This window comes from Lebetimonas sp. JS085, assembly GCF_000523295.1.
Lineage (GTDB): Bacteria > Campylobacterota > Campylobacteria > Campylobacterales > Nautiliaceae > Lebetimonas.
Genome location: NZ_ATHR01000005.1, coordinates 1 through 20,360 on the forward strand (window position 1 = coordinate 1; position 20,360 = coordinate 20,360).

15 protein-coding genes, 6 tRNA genes and 1 pseudogene are annotated in these 20,360 nt (G+C 35.1%); 4 read left to right on the top strand and 18 right to left on the bottom strand.

Translation table 11 applies throughout. The features are described from left to right. The 18 genes from DZ68_RS0109615 to DZ68_RS0109700 form a co-directional block, all read right to left on the bottom strand. The coding region (locus DZ68_RS0109615; protein ID WP_024788381.1) for an L-aspartate oxidase at window positions 1-1,523 on the bottom strand (1,523 nt) is incomplete at its 3' end. After that, entirely contained in the window at window positions 1,524-2,639 is a 1,116-nt protein-coding gene (locus DZ68_RS0109620) for an aldo/keto reductase (protein WP_024788382.1), read from the bottom strand. It lies immediately after the preceding gene. Between the two features lie 125 nt (window positions 2,640-2,764). Continuing rightward, entirely contained in the window at window positions 2,765-7,264 is a 4,500-nt protein-coding gene (rpoC, locus tag DZ68_RS0109625) for a DNA-directed RNA polymerase subunit beta' (protein WP_024788383.1), read from the bottom strand. Continuing rightward, on the bottom strand, window positions 7,251-11,390 hold the full coding sequence (rpoB, locus tag DZ68_RS0109630) for a DNA-directed RNA polymerase subunit beta (protein WP_024788384.1): 4,140 nt from the start codon (window positions 11,388-11,390) through the stop codon (window positions 7,251-7,253). Before rpoB ends, rpoC begins: the two co-directional genes overlap by 14 nt. 75 nt (window positions 11,391-11,465) lie before the next feature. Continuing rightward, on the bottom strand, window positions 11,466-11,837 hold the full coding sequence (gene rplL, locus DZ68_RS0109635; protein ID WP_024788385.1) for a 50S ribosomal protein L7/L12: 372 nt from the start codon (window positions 11,835-11,837) through the stop codon (window positions 11,466-11,468). Window positions 11,838-11,848: 11 nt separating this feature from the next. After that, window positions 11,849-12,331: a 50S ribosomal protein L10 gene (gene rplJ, locus DZ68_RS0109640; protein WP_024788386.1), complete on the bottom strand. Its 483-nt coding sequence runs from the start codon at window positions 12,329-12,331 to the stop codon at window positions 11,849-11,851. 79 nt (window positions 12,332-12,410) lie between these two features. After that, window positions 12,411-13,109: a 50S ribosomal protein L1 gene (gene rplA / locus DZ68_RS0109645; RefSeq protein WP_024788387.1), complete on the bottom strand. Its 699-nt coding sequence runs from the start codon at window positions 13,107-13,109 to the stop codon at window positions 12,411-12,413. 41 nt (window positions 13,110-13,150) lie between these two features. Continuing rightward, entirely contained in the window at window positions 13,151-13,576 is a 426-nt protein-coding gene (rplK, locus tag DZ68_RS0109650; RefSeq protein WP_024788388.1) for a 50S ribosomal protein L11, read from the bottom strand. Window positions 13,577-13,587: 11 nt separating this feature from the next. Continuing rightward, the gene (gene nusG, locus DZ68_RS0109655) at window positions 13,588-14,109 is read right to left on the bottom strand and encodes a transcription termination/antitermination protein NusG (protein ID WP_024788389.1); all 522 of its coding nucleotides are present in this window, start codon (window positions 14,107-14,109) and stop codon (window positions 13,588-13,590) included. Between the two features lie 8 nt (window positions 14,110-14,117). Further along, window positions 14,118-14,318 (bottom strand): preprotein translocase subunit SecE, encoded by a 201-nt coding sequence (secE, locus tag DZ68_RS0109660; protein ID WP_035907637.1) that lies wholly within the window; start codon window positions 14,316-14,318, stop codon window positions 14,118-14,120. 63 nt (window positions 14,319-14,381) lie between these two features. Then, window positions 14,382-14,457: transfer RNA gene (locus tag DZ68_RS0109665), tRNA-Trp, on the bottom strand. A gap of 1 nt (window position 14,458) precedes the next feature. Beyond that, a tRNA-Gly gene (locus tag DZ68_RS0109670) sits at window positions 14,459-14,535 on the bottom strand. A gap of 90 nt (window positions 14,536-14,625) precedes the next feature. Then, on the bottom strand, window positions 14,626-14,778 hold the full coding sequence (rpmG, locus tag DZ68_RS0109675) for a 50S ribosomal protein L33 (protein ID WP_024788391.1): 153 nt from the start codon (window positions 14,776-14,778) through the stop codon (window positions 14,626-14,628). Between the two features lie 30 nt (window positions 14,779-14,808). Beyond that, window positions 14,809-16,008: an elongation factor Tu gene (gene tuf / locus DZ68_RS0109680; RefSeq protein WP_024788392.1), complete on the bottom strand. Its 1,200-nt coding sequence runs from the start codon at window positions 16,006-16,008 to the stop codon at window positions 14,809-14,811. A gap of 59 nt (window positions 16,009-16,067) precedes the next feature. Then, window positions 16,068-16,142, bottom strand: a tRNA-Thr gene (locus tag DZ68_RS0109685). A 105-nt stretch (window positions 16,143-16,247) separates the two neighbouring features. Continuing rightward, a tRNA-Gly gene (locus tag DZ68_RS0109690) sits at window positions 16,248-16,324 on the bottom strand. A 46-nt stretch (window positions 16,325-16,370) separates the two neighbouring features. Beyond that, window positions 16,371-16,456, bottom strand: a tRNA-Tyr gene (locus DZ68_RS0109695). 27 nt (window positions 16,457-16,483) lie between these two features. Continuing rightward, window positions 16,484-16,560 (bottom strand) — tRNA-Thr (locus DZ68_RS0109700). Between the two features lie 159 nt (window positions 16,561-16,719). On the opposite strand from DZ68_RS0109700, the pseudogene DZ68_RS11385 reads away from it, so the two are divergent. The 4 genes and pseudogenes from DZ68_RS11385 to DZ68_RS0109725 all read left to right on the top strand — a co-directional run. Then, window positions 16,720-18,263: pseudogene (locus tag DZ68_RS11385) on the top strand (type I restriction-modification system subunit M). After that, window positions 18,263-19,363 (top strand): restriction endonuclease subunit S, encoded by a 1,101-nt coding sequence (locus DZ68_RS0109710; protein ID WP_035907639.1) that lies wholly within the window; start codon window positions 18,263-18,265, stop codon window positions 19,361-19,363. The pseudogene DZ68_RS11385 and the gene DZ68_RS0109710 overlap by 1 nt, the downstream one beginning before the upstream one ends. A 161-nt stretch (window positions 19,364-19,524) precedes the next feature. Then, complete coding sequence (locus DZ68_RS10345; protein ID WP_035907641.1) at window positions 19,525-20,043, top strand: transposase; 519 nt, start codon at window positions 19,525-19,527, stop codon at window positions 20,041-20,043. Between the two features lie 136 nt (window positions 20,044-20,179). After that, window positions 20,180-20,360: hypothetical protein (locus DZ68_RS0109725; protein WP_024788394.1), on the top strand; the 181-nt coding region annotated here is incomplete at its 3' end.

Below are 20,360 nucleotides of genomic sequence, written 5' to 3' on the forward strand. Positions count from 1 at the left end.
CTCAGAGATGTGTATAAGAGACAGCCCCTGCTCTCTTCCCTGTATAATGCGGAATGGACCATTACTTCCGCAATCAGTAAAGAATTTAAAAACTCAAGTATCAAAGGCAGCTCCACATTGTTTTCCCTGTTTTTATTAATACAGCATATTCCAAGTTTCAGACCTCTTAAATAGGAAATATAATCATATGCCTTAAGAAGTGATTTTTCGCTTCTAAAAGGTCCCGCATTTATAAAAAGATTTTTTCCGAGATTTGTTTTTAACGAATTCACATTGTATAAACTCTCCCCTTTTAATATACGTTCAATTTCCTGTTCATCCTTTTCTATTTGAATAAAATCCACAGGTTTGAATTTTTCTTTTTTTGCATACGTCGTAGCTTCTTTTCCGGCAATTCTTCCAAAATATGACGATTCAAGCAAAGAATTTCCCCCAAGTCTGTTTGCCCCGTGAACACCGCTCATTGCACACTCCCCGCATGCATACACCCCGTCCATTGTGGTTGAAGCGTCGTCTCTTATCCATATTCCGCCGATGGTGTAATGGGCGGCTGGTGAAATTTCCAAGAGTTCTTTTTTTATATCAACCCCGGCACCCATCAAAGCTGTCTTATATGTTGATGGAAGTCTATTTTCTATCATTTCAACCGGCAGATGCCTGAAATCAAGATAAACTTTGTGGCCGTTTTGTATATGCTTTAAAATATCCCTTGTCAGAATATCCCTTGTGGCAAGTTCACTTGTAAAACGTTCATTGTTTTCATCAACCAGATAGGCGCCTTCCCCCCTTGCCGCCTCCGATATTAAAGAACCGCTGCCTTTTAGTGCCGTGGGATGAAACTGAACAAATTCCATATTCGAAATTTTTATACCGGCTCTGAATGCGGCCGCTATTAAATCTCCGGAGCTTTCCTGAGAATTAGTTGTAAAACCTTTAAAAATACCGGCATATCCCCCTCCTGCCAGTACCAAAGCTTTACATCCAAGCGCCGTAACCCTGGAATCGGCTTTTCTTAATAAAGAAATTCCGCAAATCTGATTTTTATGCGTTATCAAATTAAGTAAATAATGATTGGTAAAAAAATCCACTTCTTCTTTCCGGCAGGCCTGCAGCAGTGCCATTACAATAGCCGAACCCGTCCTGTCGGCCACATAACACGTTCTTTTTTTACTTCCCCCTCCAAACGCCCTTTGCGCTATTTTATTATCATCTGTTTTATTAAATTTTACCCCCAGACTGATAAGTTCGTTTATAATATTAGGCGCTTCTTCACACATTTTTTTAACGGTATTTTCTTTTGCAAGTTTTTCAGCCGCTTTTATAGTATCTTGAGCATGTAACTCGGGGGAATCCCCTTCATCGGAATAGAGTGCCGCATTTATCCCGCCCGAAGCGACTGCCGAGTTGGACCTTAAAAGCGAACTTTTGGTAACCACTGCAACTTTCAAACCTTCTTTTTTTGCATTAAGCGCCGCAGACAAACCCGCTATCCCGCTTCCTACCACAATAACATCGTATAACATTTATCCTCCAAATAGTAATTTATAGATATTTTCTTTTTTTGCCAATGGAATATAAGACAATAAAAGATTCTCTTTTACATGTTCAGGATTAATAGAGCCAAATACTGTACTTAAGGCGCCGTTTGACCTTGCAAACTGTAACGCCGTAATAATGTCACTGAAATCAAAAGTGTTTGTAAGTTCTTTTACATCTTTATTAAATTTTCCTTTAAAAAGATTCATCTGCAAAAGAGGTGATGAGTTTATTATATTTATTCCGTACGCTTTTGCACACTGATATAAAGTGTAATATTTTCCGTCTTCAAAAACCTGATTCACATAATTTAACATATGAGGCTTTGCAAGATTAAAGGGGGTTTGAATATATTTAAAATGATGTTTTTCTGTTATACTTTTTGCAATATCCACCATTTCTTTTAAACTCAGATACTCAGGATGGGTCTCTTCATATAAAAATGCGTTCCATGAGGCAATTCCGTAATATTTTATTTTGTTTTTTTCAACCATTTCTTCAAAAAATTCAAACGCTTTTTTAATTCTTTCAATTACGGTTTTTCTTTCAACATACCCCAGCTGTGCTTCAGGATTGTGCAAAAAGAAAATGTCAATACATTCAATATTTAAATTTTTTAATGAATTATTTAAACTCCATTTCAAAAATTTCGGGTTCATACAGTGCTGGTCTGTTACTATTTCCTCTTTTGCAGCAAGATTTGTTTTTATTATTTTTTCATCTATCCATTCATAAGGATTTTCCGGAAAAGGAAACTCCAACGGTATAAATCCCGCTTTTGAAGAGACAATAAAATTTTCTCTTAAAATCTCCCCTTTTTCCATCATATCATTTAAAGCCATTCCTATCTCTTTTTCACTTTCCTGATATCTGTATACGCTGGCGGTGTCTATAAAATTTATTCCGTTTTTTAATGCGGTTTTAGTGGATTCGTAAAAATTAACCTGTTTTAGATAATTTTCCTCCCTGTAAGGCTCTTTTCTAAAACTTCCGAGCCCCAATGAAGAAATAAAAAAATCACCGTTAAAGTTATAAAAATCTTTTGAATATTTAGGAAATTTTTTAATATATGAAAAAGTTCCTTCCACAGTTGCAAAATTCATTAATATAAACCTTTATTGAAATTGTTTAATTTTATATATGCAATTTATATTCTAAAAAATAAAAAAATATGATAAATGAAGATTTTTGAAGTTTATAAAAAGTAAAATTGGAGAAAAAAGAGGGATTAATCCTCTTCTATTTTAACATCTCTTTCTTTATGATAGAACATTCCGGTACCGACAGGCACAACTCTTCCCAGGACAATATTTTCTTTAAAGTCTTCAAGATAATCAAATTTACCCTGAATACTCGCTTCTGTAAGAACCCTTGTAGTTTCCTGGAATGAAGCGGCTGAAATGAAACTGTCTGACTGGATGGCTGCTCTTGTAATACCAACAAGCACCGGTTCTGCAATGGCAGGTTCACCGCCAAATTTTTTGATTCTTTCATTTTCTTCATTAAACATTTTTCTGCTTACCAAATCACGCTCGATAAATTTAGTGTCCCCGCTGTCAACAATTTTTACCTGTCTTAACATCTGATTTATAATAAGTTCTATATGTTTGTCGTTAATATTAACACCTTGGAGTCTGTAAACTTTTTGAACTTCGCTTACAATATATTGCTGAAGCGCTTTTTCTCCCAAAATATTTAAAATATCATAACTTGACACAATACCGTCTGTAAGTTTTTCTCCCGCATGCACAAAGTCTCCTTCATGCACTAAAATCTGTCTTTCAGCCGGCACCAAATATTCTTTAACGCTTGATTCACCCTCAACAATTAATCTCTGTTTTCCTCTGAGTGTTTTTCCAAATTTCACTGTTCCGTCTATTTCGCTGATAATTGCAGGTGATTTTGGTTTTCTTGCTTCAAATAGTTCATTTACCCTTGGAAGACCACCTGTAATATCTGCTGATTTTGCTATTGCTTTTGGAGTTTTTGCCAAAATATCACCTTGTTTTACTTCAACGCCTTCTTGAACATGAATAACCGTTTTAGGCTCAAGCACGTATTCATATACCCTGTCTTTGCCCGCAAGTAAAATTCTTGGCTGATAACCTTTTGGCAGATATTCTTTTACTATAATTCTGCTCTCACCTGTTAACTCATCAATCTGAGTAGTTACAGTAAATCCGTCAATTACATCTTCAAATTTAACCACACCGTCGGCTTCAGCCAATATCGGATTGGCAAAAGGATCCCATTCCGCAATAATTTTATTTTCGCCGCTGATAGGTTTGGCTATGATTTCTCCGGCTTTAATATGTTCATTATCACTCTTAAGAATTTTACTTCCCCTAACAATATAATATCTTCCGGCTTCTCTGTCATGCTTATCTACAATTACGGCAAAAAGACCTTTATATGCGTTATCAAATCCGATTTCTTCCCCGGCTTTAAGATCATATACTCTTTCTAAATGATCCCCTGATAATTTATAATATTTTATTATTCCCTCATTTTCGGCAATTACCTGCATTGGCACAGGTTCATTATCATCAACTTTAAGCTCTGCCCCGTAAGGAATCCTTTGAGGAATATACCAGGCTTCTTTTATAACTTCAACTATCGCCTCGTCTTTTTCAATTTTTTGATTTTTATGAGGAATGTATAACTTGCCTTCTGTTTTACCTGCAATTCCTGCAAGTTCTGTTCCTTTAACTATATCATTTTTTCTGAGTGAATATCTTTTGACACTTCCGTCGTCACACTTAACTTCAACAATCACTTCTTCATGCTGGGTTTCAATATTTACTATTCCGTCACATGGGGCTTTAAGTTTTGGTTCAACAAGTAATACAGCGGCATTTCTTCTGTTTGCAACAATTTTTTTACCGTTTCTATCATAGTTTGCTATATTATAATATCTGATATATCCGTATTTTTTGGCGACAATTTCTCTCTCTTCCTGGGTTGAGCCTGCAATACCGCCTGTATGAAATGTTCTAAGCGTTAGCTGTGTTCCAGGCTCACCAATTGATTGTGCCGCAAGAATTCCCACAGCCTCACCCACTTTAACTAATTTTCTCTCAGCCAGATTCATACCGTAACATTTTGAACAGATACCTTTACTTGATTTACAGGTAAGCGCACTTCTTATTTTGACGGATTTTACACCTTTTCTTACAATTTCTTTTGCCTCTTCTTCGGTAATTAATGTACCTTCTGTAAATAAAACTTCATTAGTAATTGGGTCATACACATCATCTGCTAAAACTCTTCCATAAATTCTCTCTTCCAAGCTTTCGACCAATGTTGCCCCGTCTGTAATATCTGTTACTTCAATTCCTTCGTGCGTTCCGCAGTCTTCCATAGTTACCCTGAAGTTTTGTGAAACATCAACAAGTTTTCTTGTTAAATATCCTGCACTTGCTGTTTTAAGAGCTGTATCCGCAAGACCTTTCCTTGCACCGTGGGTTGATAGGAAGAATTCAAGAACATTTAGACCTTCTTTAAAATTTGAAATAATAGGTGTTTCAATAATTTCTCCGTTAGGTTTAGCCATAAGACCCCTCATACCGGCTAACTGTTTAATTTGGCTTGCACTACCCCTTGCTCCTGAGTCGGCCATCATATAAATTGAATTAAATCCGTCTTTGTCTTTTTTCATAATTTCCATCAGTTTGTCGGCAATATCATTATTTGCTTTTGTCCAGATATCGATAATTTTATTGTATCTTTCCTGATCTGTAAGCAAACCTTTTCTATACTGTTCCTGAACCTCTCTTACTTTTACAAGTGCGGCCTGGACAATTTCTTGTTTTTCGTTAGGAACGACAATATCGGCCGCGGAAATAGATACCCCTACTTTTGCCGCATATTTAAATCCAAGATTTTTAAGATTGTCCAAAAATTCGGCTGTTGCTTTAAGTCCGCCTTTTTTGTAAACATAATCAACTAAGTTTGCAATATCTTTTTTCTTCATTATTTTGTTATACATTTCAACCGGCACAAAATCCGGGGCAATTGAATGCAATATCATTCTGCCCGGGGTTGTTTCCACGATAGTGTCCGCTTTTACTCTTACTTTTGCATGCAAATCCACTGCCCCTTCATCAAGTGCCATAAGAACTTCTTCAGGATTGGCAAATAATTTATGCTCTCCTTTTACTTTGTTTTTTATTAAAGACAGATAATAAATTCCAAGGACCATATCCTGAGATGGGACTGCTATAGCTTTACCGGAAGCAGGCAGCAAAATATTCATACTGCTTAGCATTAAAATTTTAGCTTCCGCTATCGCTTCCTGACTCAAAGGCACGTGCACAGCCATTTGGTCGCCGTCAAAGTCTGCGTTGAATGCGGCACAAACCAACGGATGCAGCTGAATTGCGTTTCCGTCAATTAATACCGGGTGAAACGCCTGGATTGAAAGTTTGTGAAGTGTAGGCGCCCTGTTAAGAAGTACTGGATATTGATCAACTACTTCTTGCAGACATTCCCACACTTCCGGTGTTTTTTCTTCTATATGTCTTTTTGCCTGTTTAATTGTTGTGGCATAACCCTTTTCTTCAAGTTTTCCTATAATATGCGGTTTAAAAAGCTCAAGCGCCATTTTTTTAGGAAGTCCGCATTGGTCCATTCTAAGATGAGGACCTACAACAATAACGCTTCTTCCTGAATAATCAACCCTTTTTCCAAGAAGATTTTGTCTGAATCTTCCTGTTTTCCCTTTAATAATATCACTGAGTGATTTAAGAGGCCTTTTATTTGCACCTTTTATTGTATTTCCTCTTCTTCCGTTATCAAACAAAGCATCAACCGCTTCTTGGAGCATTCTTTTTTCGTTTCTGATAATAATTTCCGGTGCGTCAAGTTCAAGCAGTCTTTTTAATCTCTGGTTTCTGTGAATCACCCTTCTGTATAAATCATTTACATCGGCAACGGCAAATTTCCCGCCGTCAAGTGCAACAAGCGGTCTAAGATCCGGCGGAAGAACAGGAATAACAGTCATAATCATCCATTCCGGTCTGTTGTCAGAATTTAAAAATCCTTCCACAATTTTAAGTTTTTTAACAATCTCTTTTTTTCTTGCTTCGCTTCTTGTAGTTTTTAATTCTTCTTTTAGTGAATAATACATATCAGGTAAATCAAGTTCTTCAAGCATTCTTCTTATTATTTCGGCTCCCATTTCAGCGTGAAAACCTGTATCCCCGTAAATTTCGACAAGTTTTCTGTATTCGTCCTCAACCAATACATCACCTTTTTTTACAGGAGCGTCGCCCGGTTCATATACCACATAGGCTTCATAATAAAGAACCCTTTCAAGGTCTTTCATTTTAATATCAAGCAGAGTTCCGATTCTGCTTGGAAGGTTGCTTACATACCAAATATGCGCTACAGGAGTTACAAGCTCAATATGACCGAACCTTTCACGTCTTACTTTAGATGAAGTTACTTTTACACCGCATTTTTCACAGACAATACCTTTATAGCGCATTTTTTTATATTTTCCACAAAGACATTCATAATCATTGATAGGACCGAAAATTTTTGCACAAAACAGACCGTCTCTTTCAGGTTTTAAGGTTCTGTAATTAATGGTTTCCGGTTTTTTAACTTCACCGAAAGACCATGAAAGAATCTCTTCAGGAGAAGCTATTTTTACCTGAACGGCATCAATATCTTTTGGTCTGTTTTCTTCGTCCCAGTCAAGTTTTATATATTTATATTTGCTCATTGTCTTCTTCCTTTTTATAAAACTCTAAATCAAGCCCGAGTGCACGAAGCTCTTTGCTCAAAACAAAAAATGTTTCACTAAGCCCTTCAATAGGCACATTTTCACCTTTTGTCAAAGCTCTGTATGCTTTATTTCTTCCTTCAACATCATCGGATTTAGTAGTCAGCATTTCTTTAAGGTTATAGGCTGCTCCATACGCTTCAAGCGCCCAAACTTCCATTTCCCCAAATCTTTGCCCGCCAAACAGGGCTTTACCTCCTACAGGCTGCTGTGTGATTAAGCTGTACGGACCTATGCTTCTTGCGTGGACTTTATCATCTACCAAATGATGCAACTTCATCATATACATATATCCGACATTAACCCTTTCTTTTATAGGATCACCGGTTCTTCCGTCAAATAACTGCATTTTTCCGTCATTTGGAATTCCAGCCATTTCAAACAGTTTTTTAAACTCTTCTTCGTTTACACCTTCAAATACAGGAGTTGAAAACTTAACGCCTTTAGCCCAGTCTTTTGCATATTTAAGAAGTTCTTCATCTGTTAAGGTATTAAGGAAATTTTTATAATGTTCGCCAAAATGGGCAACTTCAACTATTTTTATCATTTTTTCTCTTAACTTTTGAGCCATATCGGCTCTTTTTTCATCCAACAACTGTTGAAGCTGCTCACCGAGTTTTTTACCGGCAAGTCCCAAATGCACTTCCAAAATTTGACCTATGTTCATACGTGAAGGAACCCCGAGAGGGTTTAAAACCACGTCCACAGCCCTTCCGTCTTCCATATAAGGCATATCTTCCTGAGGAACTATTATACTCACAATACCTTTGTTACCATGACGTCCTGCCATTTTATCACCGACTTTAATTTTTCTTTTGTTGGCGATATAAACTTTTACCATTTTGGCAACGCCGTTTGGTAAAATATCGTCACGTTCTAAAATTTCGATTTTTTCATCATAGTCCTGTCTGATGTTGTCTTTTTCTTTTAAATATTTATTGGTAATTTTTTCAAATTCTTTAGAAGTATTTTCATCATAATTTTCAACAAGACTTAGTAATAAAAATTTATTAATGTTTATTAAATCTTCTTTTGGAATTTTATTTCCGGCTTTATATTTCTTGGAATTCAATTCAACATCTTTTACCAGTTTTTTCCCGCTTAAAAGATTGGCCAAAGCCAATACTTCTTCTTTATCGATAATTGAGAGTTTGTTTTTATAAATCTCTTCTATTTTTGCTTTTTCTTCTTCATGGGCCTTTCTAGCCCTTTCATCAAGCTCGTAGCCTTTTTTGGTATATACTTTTACATCTATTACCACACCTTCCATACTTGCAGGCGCATAAAGAGAAGAATTTACCACATGACCTGATTTGTCCCCGAAAATTGATTTAAGAAGTCTTTCTTCAGGAGTCGGTTTTACATCGCCTTTCGGGGATATTTTACCAACCAAAATCATTCCTGGTTTTACATAAGTTCCCACTTTAACAATTCCGCTCTCATCCAAATGGGTCAAATATTCCGGTTTAACCCCTGGAATATCGGTTGTCAGCTCTTCAAGTCCGTGTTTAAGTTCTCTTACTTCACAAACTTCTTCATAAATATGAACGGAAGTGTATGCATCATCTTTAATCAATTTTTCATTTAAAACAACGGCATCTTCATAATTGTAACCGTTCCAAGGCATAAATGCCACCATTACATTTTTACCAAGTGCTATTTCACCGTTATCCATATTCGGACCGTCTGCTATAACATCCCCGGCATTTACTATATCGCCTTCTTTTACAATAGGCCTTTGGTCAAAACAAGTATTTTGGTTAGTTCTTAAATATTTTTCAAGCCCGTAATGGTCTATGTATGCTCCGTTTTTATCTTCACCTAAAATATAAATATTGGTAGCATCAACTTTTATTACTTTTCCGCCTCTTTTTGCTTTTATTATCTGCCAGGCATCACGCGCCACATATTTTTCTATTCCTGTTCCCACAATCGGAGCTTCACTCCTTAGAAGCGGTACACCCTGACGCTGCATGTTTGAACCCATTAACGCCCTGTTGGCGTCGTCGTGTTCCAAAAACGGTATCAAGCTTGCCCCTACCCCGATAATCATTTTAGGATTAAGGTCATAAAGATCCACTTCTTTTTTATCCACCAAAATTATTTCACCGTCTTTTCTGGCTTCAACCAAATCTTCAATTATTTCTCCTGTTTTTTCATCTATTTTTACACTTGCGGGAGCTATTACTTTTTCTTCTTCCTGAGTGGCCGTTAAATAAACAATCTCATCGCTGACACGCCCGTTTTTTACCACTCTGTACGGTGCTTCAATAAATCCGTATTCATTTACTTTTGCATAAATAGAAAGTGTGTTAACAAGACCGATATTTTGTCCTTCAGGCGTTTCAATAGGACAAATTCTCCCGTAATGGCTCGGATGAACGTCACGGATTTCAAATCCGGCTCTCTCACGAGTTACACCGCCTTCACCAAGGGCTGAGAGTCTTCTTTTATGGGCAACTTCACTTAAAGGGTTTGTCTGATCCATAAACTGGGAAAGCTGACCTGTTGCAAAAAAATCCAAAATAGTGGTGGTAATAAGTTTTGTATTTACCAAATCCATTGGCATAACTTCATTTACATTGGTAACGGTTGTCATTTTGTCTTTAATTGTTTTTTGCATTTTGACAAGGCCTTCTTGAAGCCTTTTAGCGAGTAGTTCGCCTATACTTCTGATTCTTCTGTTACCCAAATGGTCTCTGTCGTCAATTTGTCCTATACCGTTTTTTACCCCTATTAAATATTGGATGGTTTTAATAATATCCTGGTATGTAAGCACTGTGATGTCATCAGGAATATTAAGACCCAATTTGTGGTTCATTTTCATACGGCCGACTTTGCTTAAATCGTATCTTTCCGGGTCAAAGAAAAGTTTATCAAAAAGTTCTTTTGCAGTCTGAGGCGTAGCAGGCTCTCCCGGTCTCATAACTTTATAAATTCTTATTCTTGCCAAATCATTTTCGTTTTCAATACCTTCTGTCTGTTTAAGAATTTTGAGTGTTTCAATATCCTGATGAAATGCTCTTAAAATTCCGTCATCAACACCGCTTGCCAAATCATTTACTATTTTAAATTCGGTTATTTGTGATTCAATAATTTTTTTAAGTTTAACATCGTTAATAATAGTTAATGTGTCAAAAAGCACTTCACCGGTTAACGGGTCGTAAATCGGCTCGGCTAAATGTCTGTCCATTAACTCTTCGAGAGGATATTCAACATATTTGTGCTCTTCAATTAATTTTTTAAGTTTTCGCTCAGTTAGTCTTTTACCTGCATTTAATAAAACATTACCGTCTTCGTCTTTTAAATCATAATCATATTTTCCGCTCTCCAACTGATTGGAAGGCATTAAAAATTTATTATCTTTTATTTTAATGTCTATTACAAGATAAAACATTCTTAAAATATCTTCTTTTGAATAATCCATGGCTCTTAGAAGTATTGTAACAGGTACTTTTCTTCTTTTATTTACTCTTACATATAAAACATCTTTTACATCATATTCAAAATAAACCCAGCTTCCCCTGTCCGGAATTATTTGGGCTGAATAAAGAAGTTTGTTTGAATTTTGTGCCTCTTCTTGTTTAAAGATAACACCCGGACTTCTGTGAAGCTGATTGACAATAACTCTTTCTACTCCATTAATAATAAAACTCGTTCTTTCTGTCATTAAAGGTATGTCCCTGATAAACAGAGTTTGTTCTTTAATGTCTTTTATACCTATTTTATCACCTGTTTTTTCATCTTTTTCATGAACAATAAGTCTGACTTTTATTCTTATCGGAATAGAATAAGTAAGACCTTTTTCCATACATTCTCTAACCGTATATTTGGGTTTTTTAAATTCAATACCCACATATTCAAGCGTGATTCTGTTTTGTGTGTCACTGATTGGAAACATCGATTTAAACACATTGTGAATACCGCTTTTTTCAGGTTCTTTTAAATTAATAAAGTCTCTAAAAGAATTTTGCTGTAAATGTAATAAATTCGGAATATCAACTATTTGAGGTATTTTTGAAAAATCTAATCTTAACCTGTTGGCTGATTTTAATTGGTTTAACATTGGCTCTCCTGCGCAGAATTTATGTAGAGGTTAACAAACTGTAAGTGTATCAAAAAAAAAGAAAAAAAGCAAGGATTATTTTACTTCTACTTCTGCTCCCGCTTCTTCTAATTGTTTTTTAATTTCTTCAGCTTCGTCTTTAGAAACACCTTCTTTGATAGTTGATGGAGTTTCATCGACCATAGCTTTTGCTTCTTTTAATCCGGCACCAGTAATTTGTCTTACAACTTTAATTACATTGATTTTTTTAGCACCCGGTGCTTTTAATATTACATCAAATTCAGTTTTTTCTTCAGCTGCTTCTCCTCCTGCTGCACCTGCTCCTGCAACTACTGTAGGTTGTGCGCTTACATCAAATTTTTCTTCAAATGCTTTTACTAATTCGTTTAATTCTTTAACTGTTAAATTTTCTATAGTTTCTAAAATTTGTTCAACTGTACAAGCCATTATCTCTCCTTTTAATTTTCTTCAGATTTTTTTTCTATTAATTTATTTAGTCCCCATGCAAATTTTGCAATAGGAGCTTTCATCATAAATGCAACCATACCAAGCAATTCGTCTTTTGTTGGAAGTTTGCTTACTTCTTCAACATATGCCGCATCTTTTACTTCACCTTCAATTACCGCACCTTTAATTTTAAAAGTGTCTTTATAATTTTTAGCATGTTTAGTTAATATTTTTGCTAATGTAATCTGGTCTTCACCCCAGATAAAAATATTATTTTCTTCGAAATCAACTTCAACACCGTTATTTGCAAAAGCTAATTTTGCCAACGTGTTTTTTACAACTTTGGCTTTTCCTTCAGCAGCTCTTAGTGCAATTCTTAGTTCTTCAAGGTTTTGTACACTCTGACCTTTATAGTCAGCATAAAAAACACTTACATCATTTTTAAATTCGTTGCTGAGTTCCTCAACGATTTGTTTTTTTAATTCTTTTTTCATAAAGCTCCTTTCACTTAGACTCGGCAGGGAATTAAGGTTACCCACCTGCTTTCTAAGTCATTTAGACTTAGGCCAATGCCTATTTATATTCCGCTAATTCATTTACATCCAGTTTTAAACTCGGACTCATTGTAAGTGAGAATGCGGCATTTTGAAGGTATCTTCCTTTTGCGCTTGCCGGTTTCATTTTATTGATTTTTTCAATAAATGTTTTTGCATTTTCGTAAAGTGCTTCTGGAGAGAAGCTGACTTTTCCAATACCAACGTGCATATTACCTTTTTTATCAACTCTGAAATTAACCTGACCGGCTTTTGCATTTTTTACCGCCTGGGCTATATCCATTGTAACTGTTCCAGTTTTTGGATTTGGCATAAGGCCTTTTGGTCCCAAAATTCTTCCGTATTTACCAAGTTTTCCCATCATATCAGGTGTTGCAATTAAAATATCGAAATCTAAATTTCCGTTTTCAATCATATCGAATACTTCGTCACCCACATAATCAGCACCCGCCTCTTTTGCTTCATCTATTTTAGCAGGATTTGCAACTACTGCTACTTTTACAGTTTTTCCTGTACCGTGAGGCAACACTACACTTCCTCTTATCATTTGATCTGCATGTCTTGGGTCTACGCCAAGTTTTAATGCAAGTTCGACTGTTTCATCGAATTTTGCAGATTTAAGTTCTTTTATTTTTTGGGCAGCTTCTTTTAAAGAATATACATCTTTATCTATTTTTTTCAGAAGCTCCAAATATCTTTTACCATGTTTTTTTGCCATATTCACTCCTCGTAAATTTCTTACTTCCACTCACAGTGGTATTAATTTTCTATTTCTATTCCCATACTTCTTGCACTGCCGGCAATAATTTTCATTGCCTCTTCTACATCGTCTGTGTTTAAATCAGGTAATTTTTTCTCGGCAATTTCTTTTAATTGCGCCTTGGTAAGTTTTCCGACTTTGTCTTTAAGCGGATTTGAACTACCCTTCGCTATACCTGCAGCTTTTTTTAAAAAGTCTGTTACAGGTGGTTGTTTTGTAATAAAAGTAAAGCTTCTGTCTGCATAAACAGTAATTACAACAGGAATATTATATCCCATCATATCTTTTGTTTTTTCATTAAAAGCTTTACAGAATTCCATAATATTAATACCTCTCTGACCCAAAGCCGGACCTACTGGAGGTGACGGATTTGCTTTACCTGCCGGGATTTGAAGTTTTAATACATCAATTACTTTTTTTGCCATCTTGTGTCCTTTTATACGATTTTTTCAACTTTTGTGTAATGAATTTCAACAGGAGTGCTTCTTCCAAAAATTGTAACGTTAAGTTTTAACATTCCTTTTTCATAATCAAAATCTTCTACTTCCCCTGTGAAATTCGCAAACGGACCTTCGTTTATTCTAACTATTTCACCTTCTTCAAAAGAAACTTTTGGTTTTGGTGCGCTTTTTTGTTTAGCTTTCTCTAAAATAAGCTCAACATCTTCTTTTTTAAGAGGAGTTGGTTTTTTAGATTCACCAATGAATCTACCAACTTTTGGAAGAGATTGTATTTTATGCCAAAGCGCTGTATCTAAATTGGCTTCCAAAAACACATAACCAGGATATATGCTTCTTTCATAAACTTTTTTTTGAGAATTTTTAACTTCCAATACTTCTTCTGTAGGAACAACTACCTGAGAAATATTTTCTAAATGTTCTTCGTTTTTTAAATTTTCAATTGCTTTTTTAACTGCCAATTCACTTCCAGAATAGACCTGTAATGCATACCAATCCATAATATTCCTTATAATACAGCTTTTAATATTCCGCTCATTATCAGATCAATTAGACCTAAAAATGCTGTAACGACCGTCACTACAGCAACCACTGAAATAAAAGACTGTTTAACTTCATTTGCACTTGGGAAAATTACTTTATCCAATTCAATTTTTGCTTCTTTTATATAATTGCTTAAGCTTCTAATATTAAATTTTTCATTTTTCATTTTTTATTCCCCATTTTTACTGTTCACTACTCACTATTTTATACCTCTTCCAAAAATTGGTAATGGCAGGGCAGGAGGGACTCGAACCCCCAACAAGCGGTTTTGGAGACCGCCGCTCTACCATTGGAGCTACTGCCCTGTGGAGCGGGCGACGGGACTCGAACCCGCGACCCTCAGCTTGGAAGGCTGACGCTCTAGCCAACTGAGCTACACCCGCTCACCAGGCCGCTATATCTAACAGCCTGGAAAGAGGGTGAACTTAATATTAAACCCCACAAAAATTTATATTTTTGCGGGGAGTGCCCAATTAAAGTTTTGATTCTTTATGAACAGTATGCTTATTGCACCATTTGCAATATTTTCTCATTTCAAATTTTTCAGGATGTTTTCTTTTTTCTTTTGTAGTATGATAATTAAATCTACCACACTCACTGCATTTTAGATGAATAATTTCTCTCATCATTATCCTTTAAAAATAAGGGGAAAACCCTTATTCAATAATTTTTGTAACAACTCCGGCACCTACAGTTCTACCACCTTCTCTGATAGCAAATCTTGTACCTTCTTCAAGTGCGATTGGAGCAATTAATTCTACTGTTAATTTTACGTTATCCCCAGGCATACACATTTCAACGCCTTCTGGTAATTGAATGCTTCCTGTTACGTCAGTTGTTCTGATGTAAAATTGTGGTCTATATCCGTTAAAGAATGGTTTATGTCTACCACCTTCTTCTTTAGTTAATACATAAACTTCTGATTCAAATTTATGATGAGGAGTAATACTTCCAGGTTTTGCAAGAACCATACCTCTTTCAACTTCATCTTTTCCGATACCTCTTAGAAGTACCCCTACATTATCACCGGCTTCACCTTCATCAAGTTCTTTTCTAAACATTTCAATACCAGTAACTTTTGTCGTTCTTGTTGGTTTAAATCCAACAATATCAACATCATCACCAAGTTTTACAACACCTCTTTCCACTCTACCTGTTACAACAGTACCTCTTCCTGAAATTGAGAATACGTCTTCAATCGGCATTAAGAAATCTTTATCAGTATCTCTTTCTGGTGTTGGAATATATTCGTCAACTGCATCCATAAGTTCCATAATTTTTTCTGACCATTCACCAAGCTGTCCGGCTTTTACTTCTTCAAGAGCTTTAAGAGCTGAACCAGCGATAACAGGTGCGTTGTCTCCGTCAAATTCATATTCGCTTAAAAGTTCTCTAACTTCCATTTCAACAAGTTCAAGAAGTTCTTCATCATCAACCATATCCATTTTGTTCAAGAATACAACAATTGCCGGAACACCAACTTGTCTTGAAAGCAATATATGTTCTCTTGTTTGTGGCATAGGACCGTCAGTTGCTGCAACAACTAAGATAGCTCCGTCCATTTGAGCGGCACCAGTAATCATGTTTTTAACGTAGTCTGCGTGTCCTGGACAGTCAACATGTGCATAGTGTCTTTTATCTGTTTCATATTCAACATGAGATGTATTAATAGTAATACCTCTTTGTCTTTCTTCAGGTGCGTTATCGATTTGATCGTAATCTTTAAGTTCAGCAAATCCTTTTTGTGCCAAAACACCTGAAATAGCTGCTGTTAAAGTAGTCTTACCATGGTCAACATGACCGATTGTACCAATATTTACGTGTGGTTTATTTCTTACGTATTTTTCTTTTGCCATTTCTTCCTCCATGTTTAAAATTTTATTTAGCTCATTTATGAACTCCAACAAGGCCTTGCTGGAGCCCATAGCCGGGATTGAACCGGCGACCTCTTCCTTACCAAGGAAGTGCTCTGCCACTGAGCTATATGGGCAAAAACACTGCTAGCAATGTTTTGTTTTACAAAACAATAGTATTTCGGGAGTTTATGAGCAGACAACCATACTCGTAGTTTGCTCAGCTCCCAGTTTGTCATGACTGGAGCGGGCGACGGGACTCGAACCCGCGACCCTCAGCTTGGAAGGCTGACGCTCTAGCCAACTGAGCTACACCCGCATATATTCCAAAAATGCCTGCACATTTTTGAAAACTCATGACTCAATGGTGGTGGGGGAAGGATTCGAACCTTCGAAGGCGAACGCCAACGGGTTTACAGCCCGTCCCCTTTGGCCACTCGGGAACCCCACCTTTTATTCTAACTGGTCAAACGCTGAATGGAGCCGGCGAAGGGACTCGAACCCCCGACCTGCTGATTACAAATCAGCTGCTCTAGCCAACTGAGCTACGCCGGCATCGTTTGTGGATTGAAATTATAAGTAAAAAACATTTTATTGTCAAGAGAAAAAAAGTTAATTTTTAAAAAATTTAATTTTAAATAACAATCATTTACATATTGAATAAAAACGTCTAAATTTTATTATAATATGTAAATCTTATTCAAAGGAATATATATGCCAAGTATTGCGCAAAGAGAGGAATTACACAGAAAAATCTGGCAAATAGCCAACGATGTGAGGGGTTCGGTTGACGGATGGGATTTTAAGCAGTATGTTTTGGGAAGCCTTTTTTATCGTTTTATAAGCGAACATTTCGCTTCTTATATGGAAGGCGGGGAAGATATAGATTATTCAAAATTTAATGATGATATGATTACACCGGAAATTAAAGACAACGCAATAAAGGAAAAAGGTTATTTCATCTATCCAAACGAGCTTTTTTGCAATATTGTGGCAAACTGCGACAATAATGAAAACCTAAATACGGATTTGGCAAAAATTTTCAGCAATATAGAAAATTCCGCCAGCGGATATCCAAGCGAAGACGATATAAAAGGGCTTTTTGCCGATTTTGACACCACAAGCAACAGGCTCGGAAACACCGTTGCTGAAAAAAACAAAAGACTTTGTGCTGTGTTAAAAGGGGTAAATGAACTTGATTTTAGAGATTTTAAAAACAGCCATATAGACCTTTTCGGAGATGCTTATGAATTTTTGATTTCCAAATATGCGGCAAACGCCGGAAAAAGCGGAGGTGAGTTTTTCACACCTCAGCAAGTATCCAAACTAATAGCAAAACTTGCCATACACAAACAAAAAAAAGTAAATAAAATTTACGACCCTGCCTGTGGTTCCGGATCACTGCTTCTTCAGGCAAAAAAACAGTTTGACGAGCATATTATAGAAGATGGATTTTCGGTCAGGAGATAAATCATACCACTTACAATCTTGCAAGAATGAATATGTTTTTACATAATATCAATTACGATAAATTTGATATTAAACTCGGGGACACTCTAACAGACCCCAAACACAACGACCAAAAGCCTTTTGATGCAATAGTTTCAAACCCTCCTTATTCTATTAAATGGATAGGAAGTGATGACCCGACACTTATAAATGACGACAGATTCACACCTGCTGGTGTTTTGCCTCCAAAATCAAAAGCTGATTTTGCTTTTATTTTGCATTCTTTAAGCTACCTTTCAGCCAAAGGAAGAGCCGCTATCGTTACATTTCCTGGGATTTTTTACAGAGGCGGTGCTGAGAAAAAAATTCGTCAATATCTAATAGACAACAACTATATAGAAACTATAATATCACTTGCACCAAATCTGTTTTACGGAACTTCAATTGCGGTAAATATTCTCGTGCTTTCCAAACATAAGCCAGACACCAAAACCCAGTTTATCGATGCAAGCAAACTTTTCAAAAAAGCAACAAACAATAATATTTTAGAAGATGAGCATATAGATAAGATTTTGAAAGTTTTCAAAAGCAAAGAAGAAATAAAACACTTTTCACATAATGCATCATTGGAAGAGATAAAAGAAAATGACTATAATCTATCAGTCGGCTCTTATGTAGAACCAGAAGATACCAGGGAAAAAATAGACATCAAAAAGTTAAATAAAGAGATAAAAACAACAGTGGCAAAAATAGACAGATTACGAGTGGAAATTGATAAAATCATTACCGAAATAGACGGAGAAATATAATGGAAAAATTTATTGAAAAATTAAAAAATGTTAAGGTTGAGTGGAGAAAGTTAGGAGAAATAGCTGAATTAAAAAGAGGAAAAGTCATTTCAAAAAGATATTTGAGAGATAATAAAGGAATATATCCGGTATATAGTTCTCAAACTGTAAATAATGGTGAAATTGGAAAAATAAACACTTATGATTTTGATGGTGAATTTGTTAATTGGACAACAGATGGAGCAAATGCTGGAACAGTATTTTATAGAAAAGGAAAATTTTCTATTACAAACGTTAGCGGATTAATAATAATAAATAATCAAATAAATCTAATATATAAGTTTTTATATTATTGGTTAACAATTGAAGCAAAAAAACATGTATATTCAGGTATGGGTAATCCAAAACTTATGAGTAATCAAATGGCTAAAATTCCAATCCCAATTCCTCCACTTGAAATACAAAAAGAGATAGTTAAAATCCTCGACACTTTTACAGAGCTTACAGCAGAGCTTACAGCAGAGCTTCATGCGCGAAAAAAACAATATGAATATTATCGTGATAAACTTTTAACTTTTGGTGATGAAGTTGAGTGGAAAAAGTTGGGAGAAGTGATAAAAATAGAAAAAGGGAAACAAATAAATAAAAGTCAACTTGCTAAAACGGGAAAGTATCCTGCTTATAATGGAGGAATAACTTATTCAGGTTTTACAGACAAATATAATTATTCTGAAAATACAATCATTATAAGTCAAGGTGGTGCTTCTGCCGGATTTGTAAATTTTGTCACTACTAAATTTTGGGCTAATGCTCATTGTTATGTAATTTTACCTAAAAAAGATATAGTAGAAAATAGATTTATTTTTCATTTTTTAAAACTAAATCAACATAAATTAATGAATAAACAACATGGAGCAGGTATCCCGGCATTAAAAACAAGTGAAATTTCAAATATAAAAATCCCAATCCCTCCACTTGAAATACAAAAAGAGATAGTTAAAATCCTCGATAAATTTGACACACTTGCAAACTCTATAAGCGAGGGTTTACCAAAAGAAATTGAGCTTAGAAAAAAACAGTATGAGTATTACAGAAATTTACTTTTGGATTTTAAAATGTAAAAGAAATTAAATATAAGCGAATAAATTCGCTTTTCCTGGAGAGGAGGTTTTAACCTCCTATATATAAGCGGTTAAAATCGTTTCTCCGAATATACTAAATTAAATCGGAGGTGAGACTTTAGTCTCACAAAATAATAAACGAAGTAAAAAAGGGAAAAATAATGCAAATAAAAAAAACTTTACCACACATTAATTTAAAAGGATATTATCAATTTGTAACTTTTAGGACACAAGATAGTTTAGATAGTTATATTAGAAAAATTAGAACTCAAAATATTGAAAATAAAAAACAGGAATATCTAATCGATAAATATTTAGACAATTCTTTAAAAGGTGCATATTTAAATGATGAAATATTTGAATTTTTGAAAGATTTTTTGATAAATTTAGATAAAATATTTTATGAATTAATTGCTTTTACCATTATGCCAAATCATATACATTTACTTTTTAAACAGATAAAAGATTTAGACATTATTATAAAAAAAATTAAGGGTGAAAGTGCTTATAGAATAAATAAAATGTTAAATAAAAGCGGTAAATTTTGGGAAAAAAATTATTATGACAAAGTTATAAGGAATGAGGAGCATTTTAATATTGTTTATAACTATATAAAGTTTAATGGTTTTAAAGCAGGACTTAAAGATTGGAAAGAGAGATTTTATGGGGTTTATGAGTAAAATATAATAAAAGGAGAGGAGGTTTTAACCTCCTATATATAAGCGGTTAAAATCGCTCCTCCGGAAATAAATATATAAGCGGTTAAAATCGCTTCTCCAAGGAGATGCAAATTTATTCGCACATAAAGGATAAAAAATGCAAACATACACAAAACCAATAGCAAATACAAACAACTTCATCGTGCTTGATAGATACGAAAAAACATGGGCGGTAAACGAAAATTATCAAAGCGAAGCGGCACTTGAGAGGGAATTTATAGAAGATTTGCAAAATCAGGGTTATTCTTACCGTCCTGATAGAGACCGTTCAAAATTCC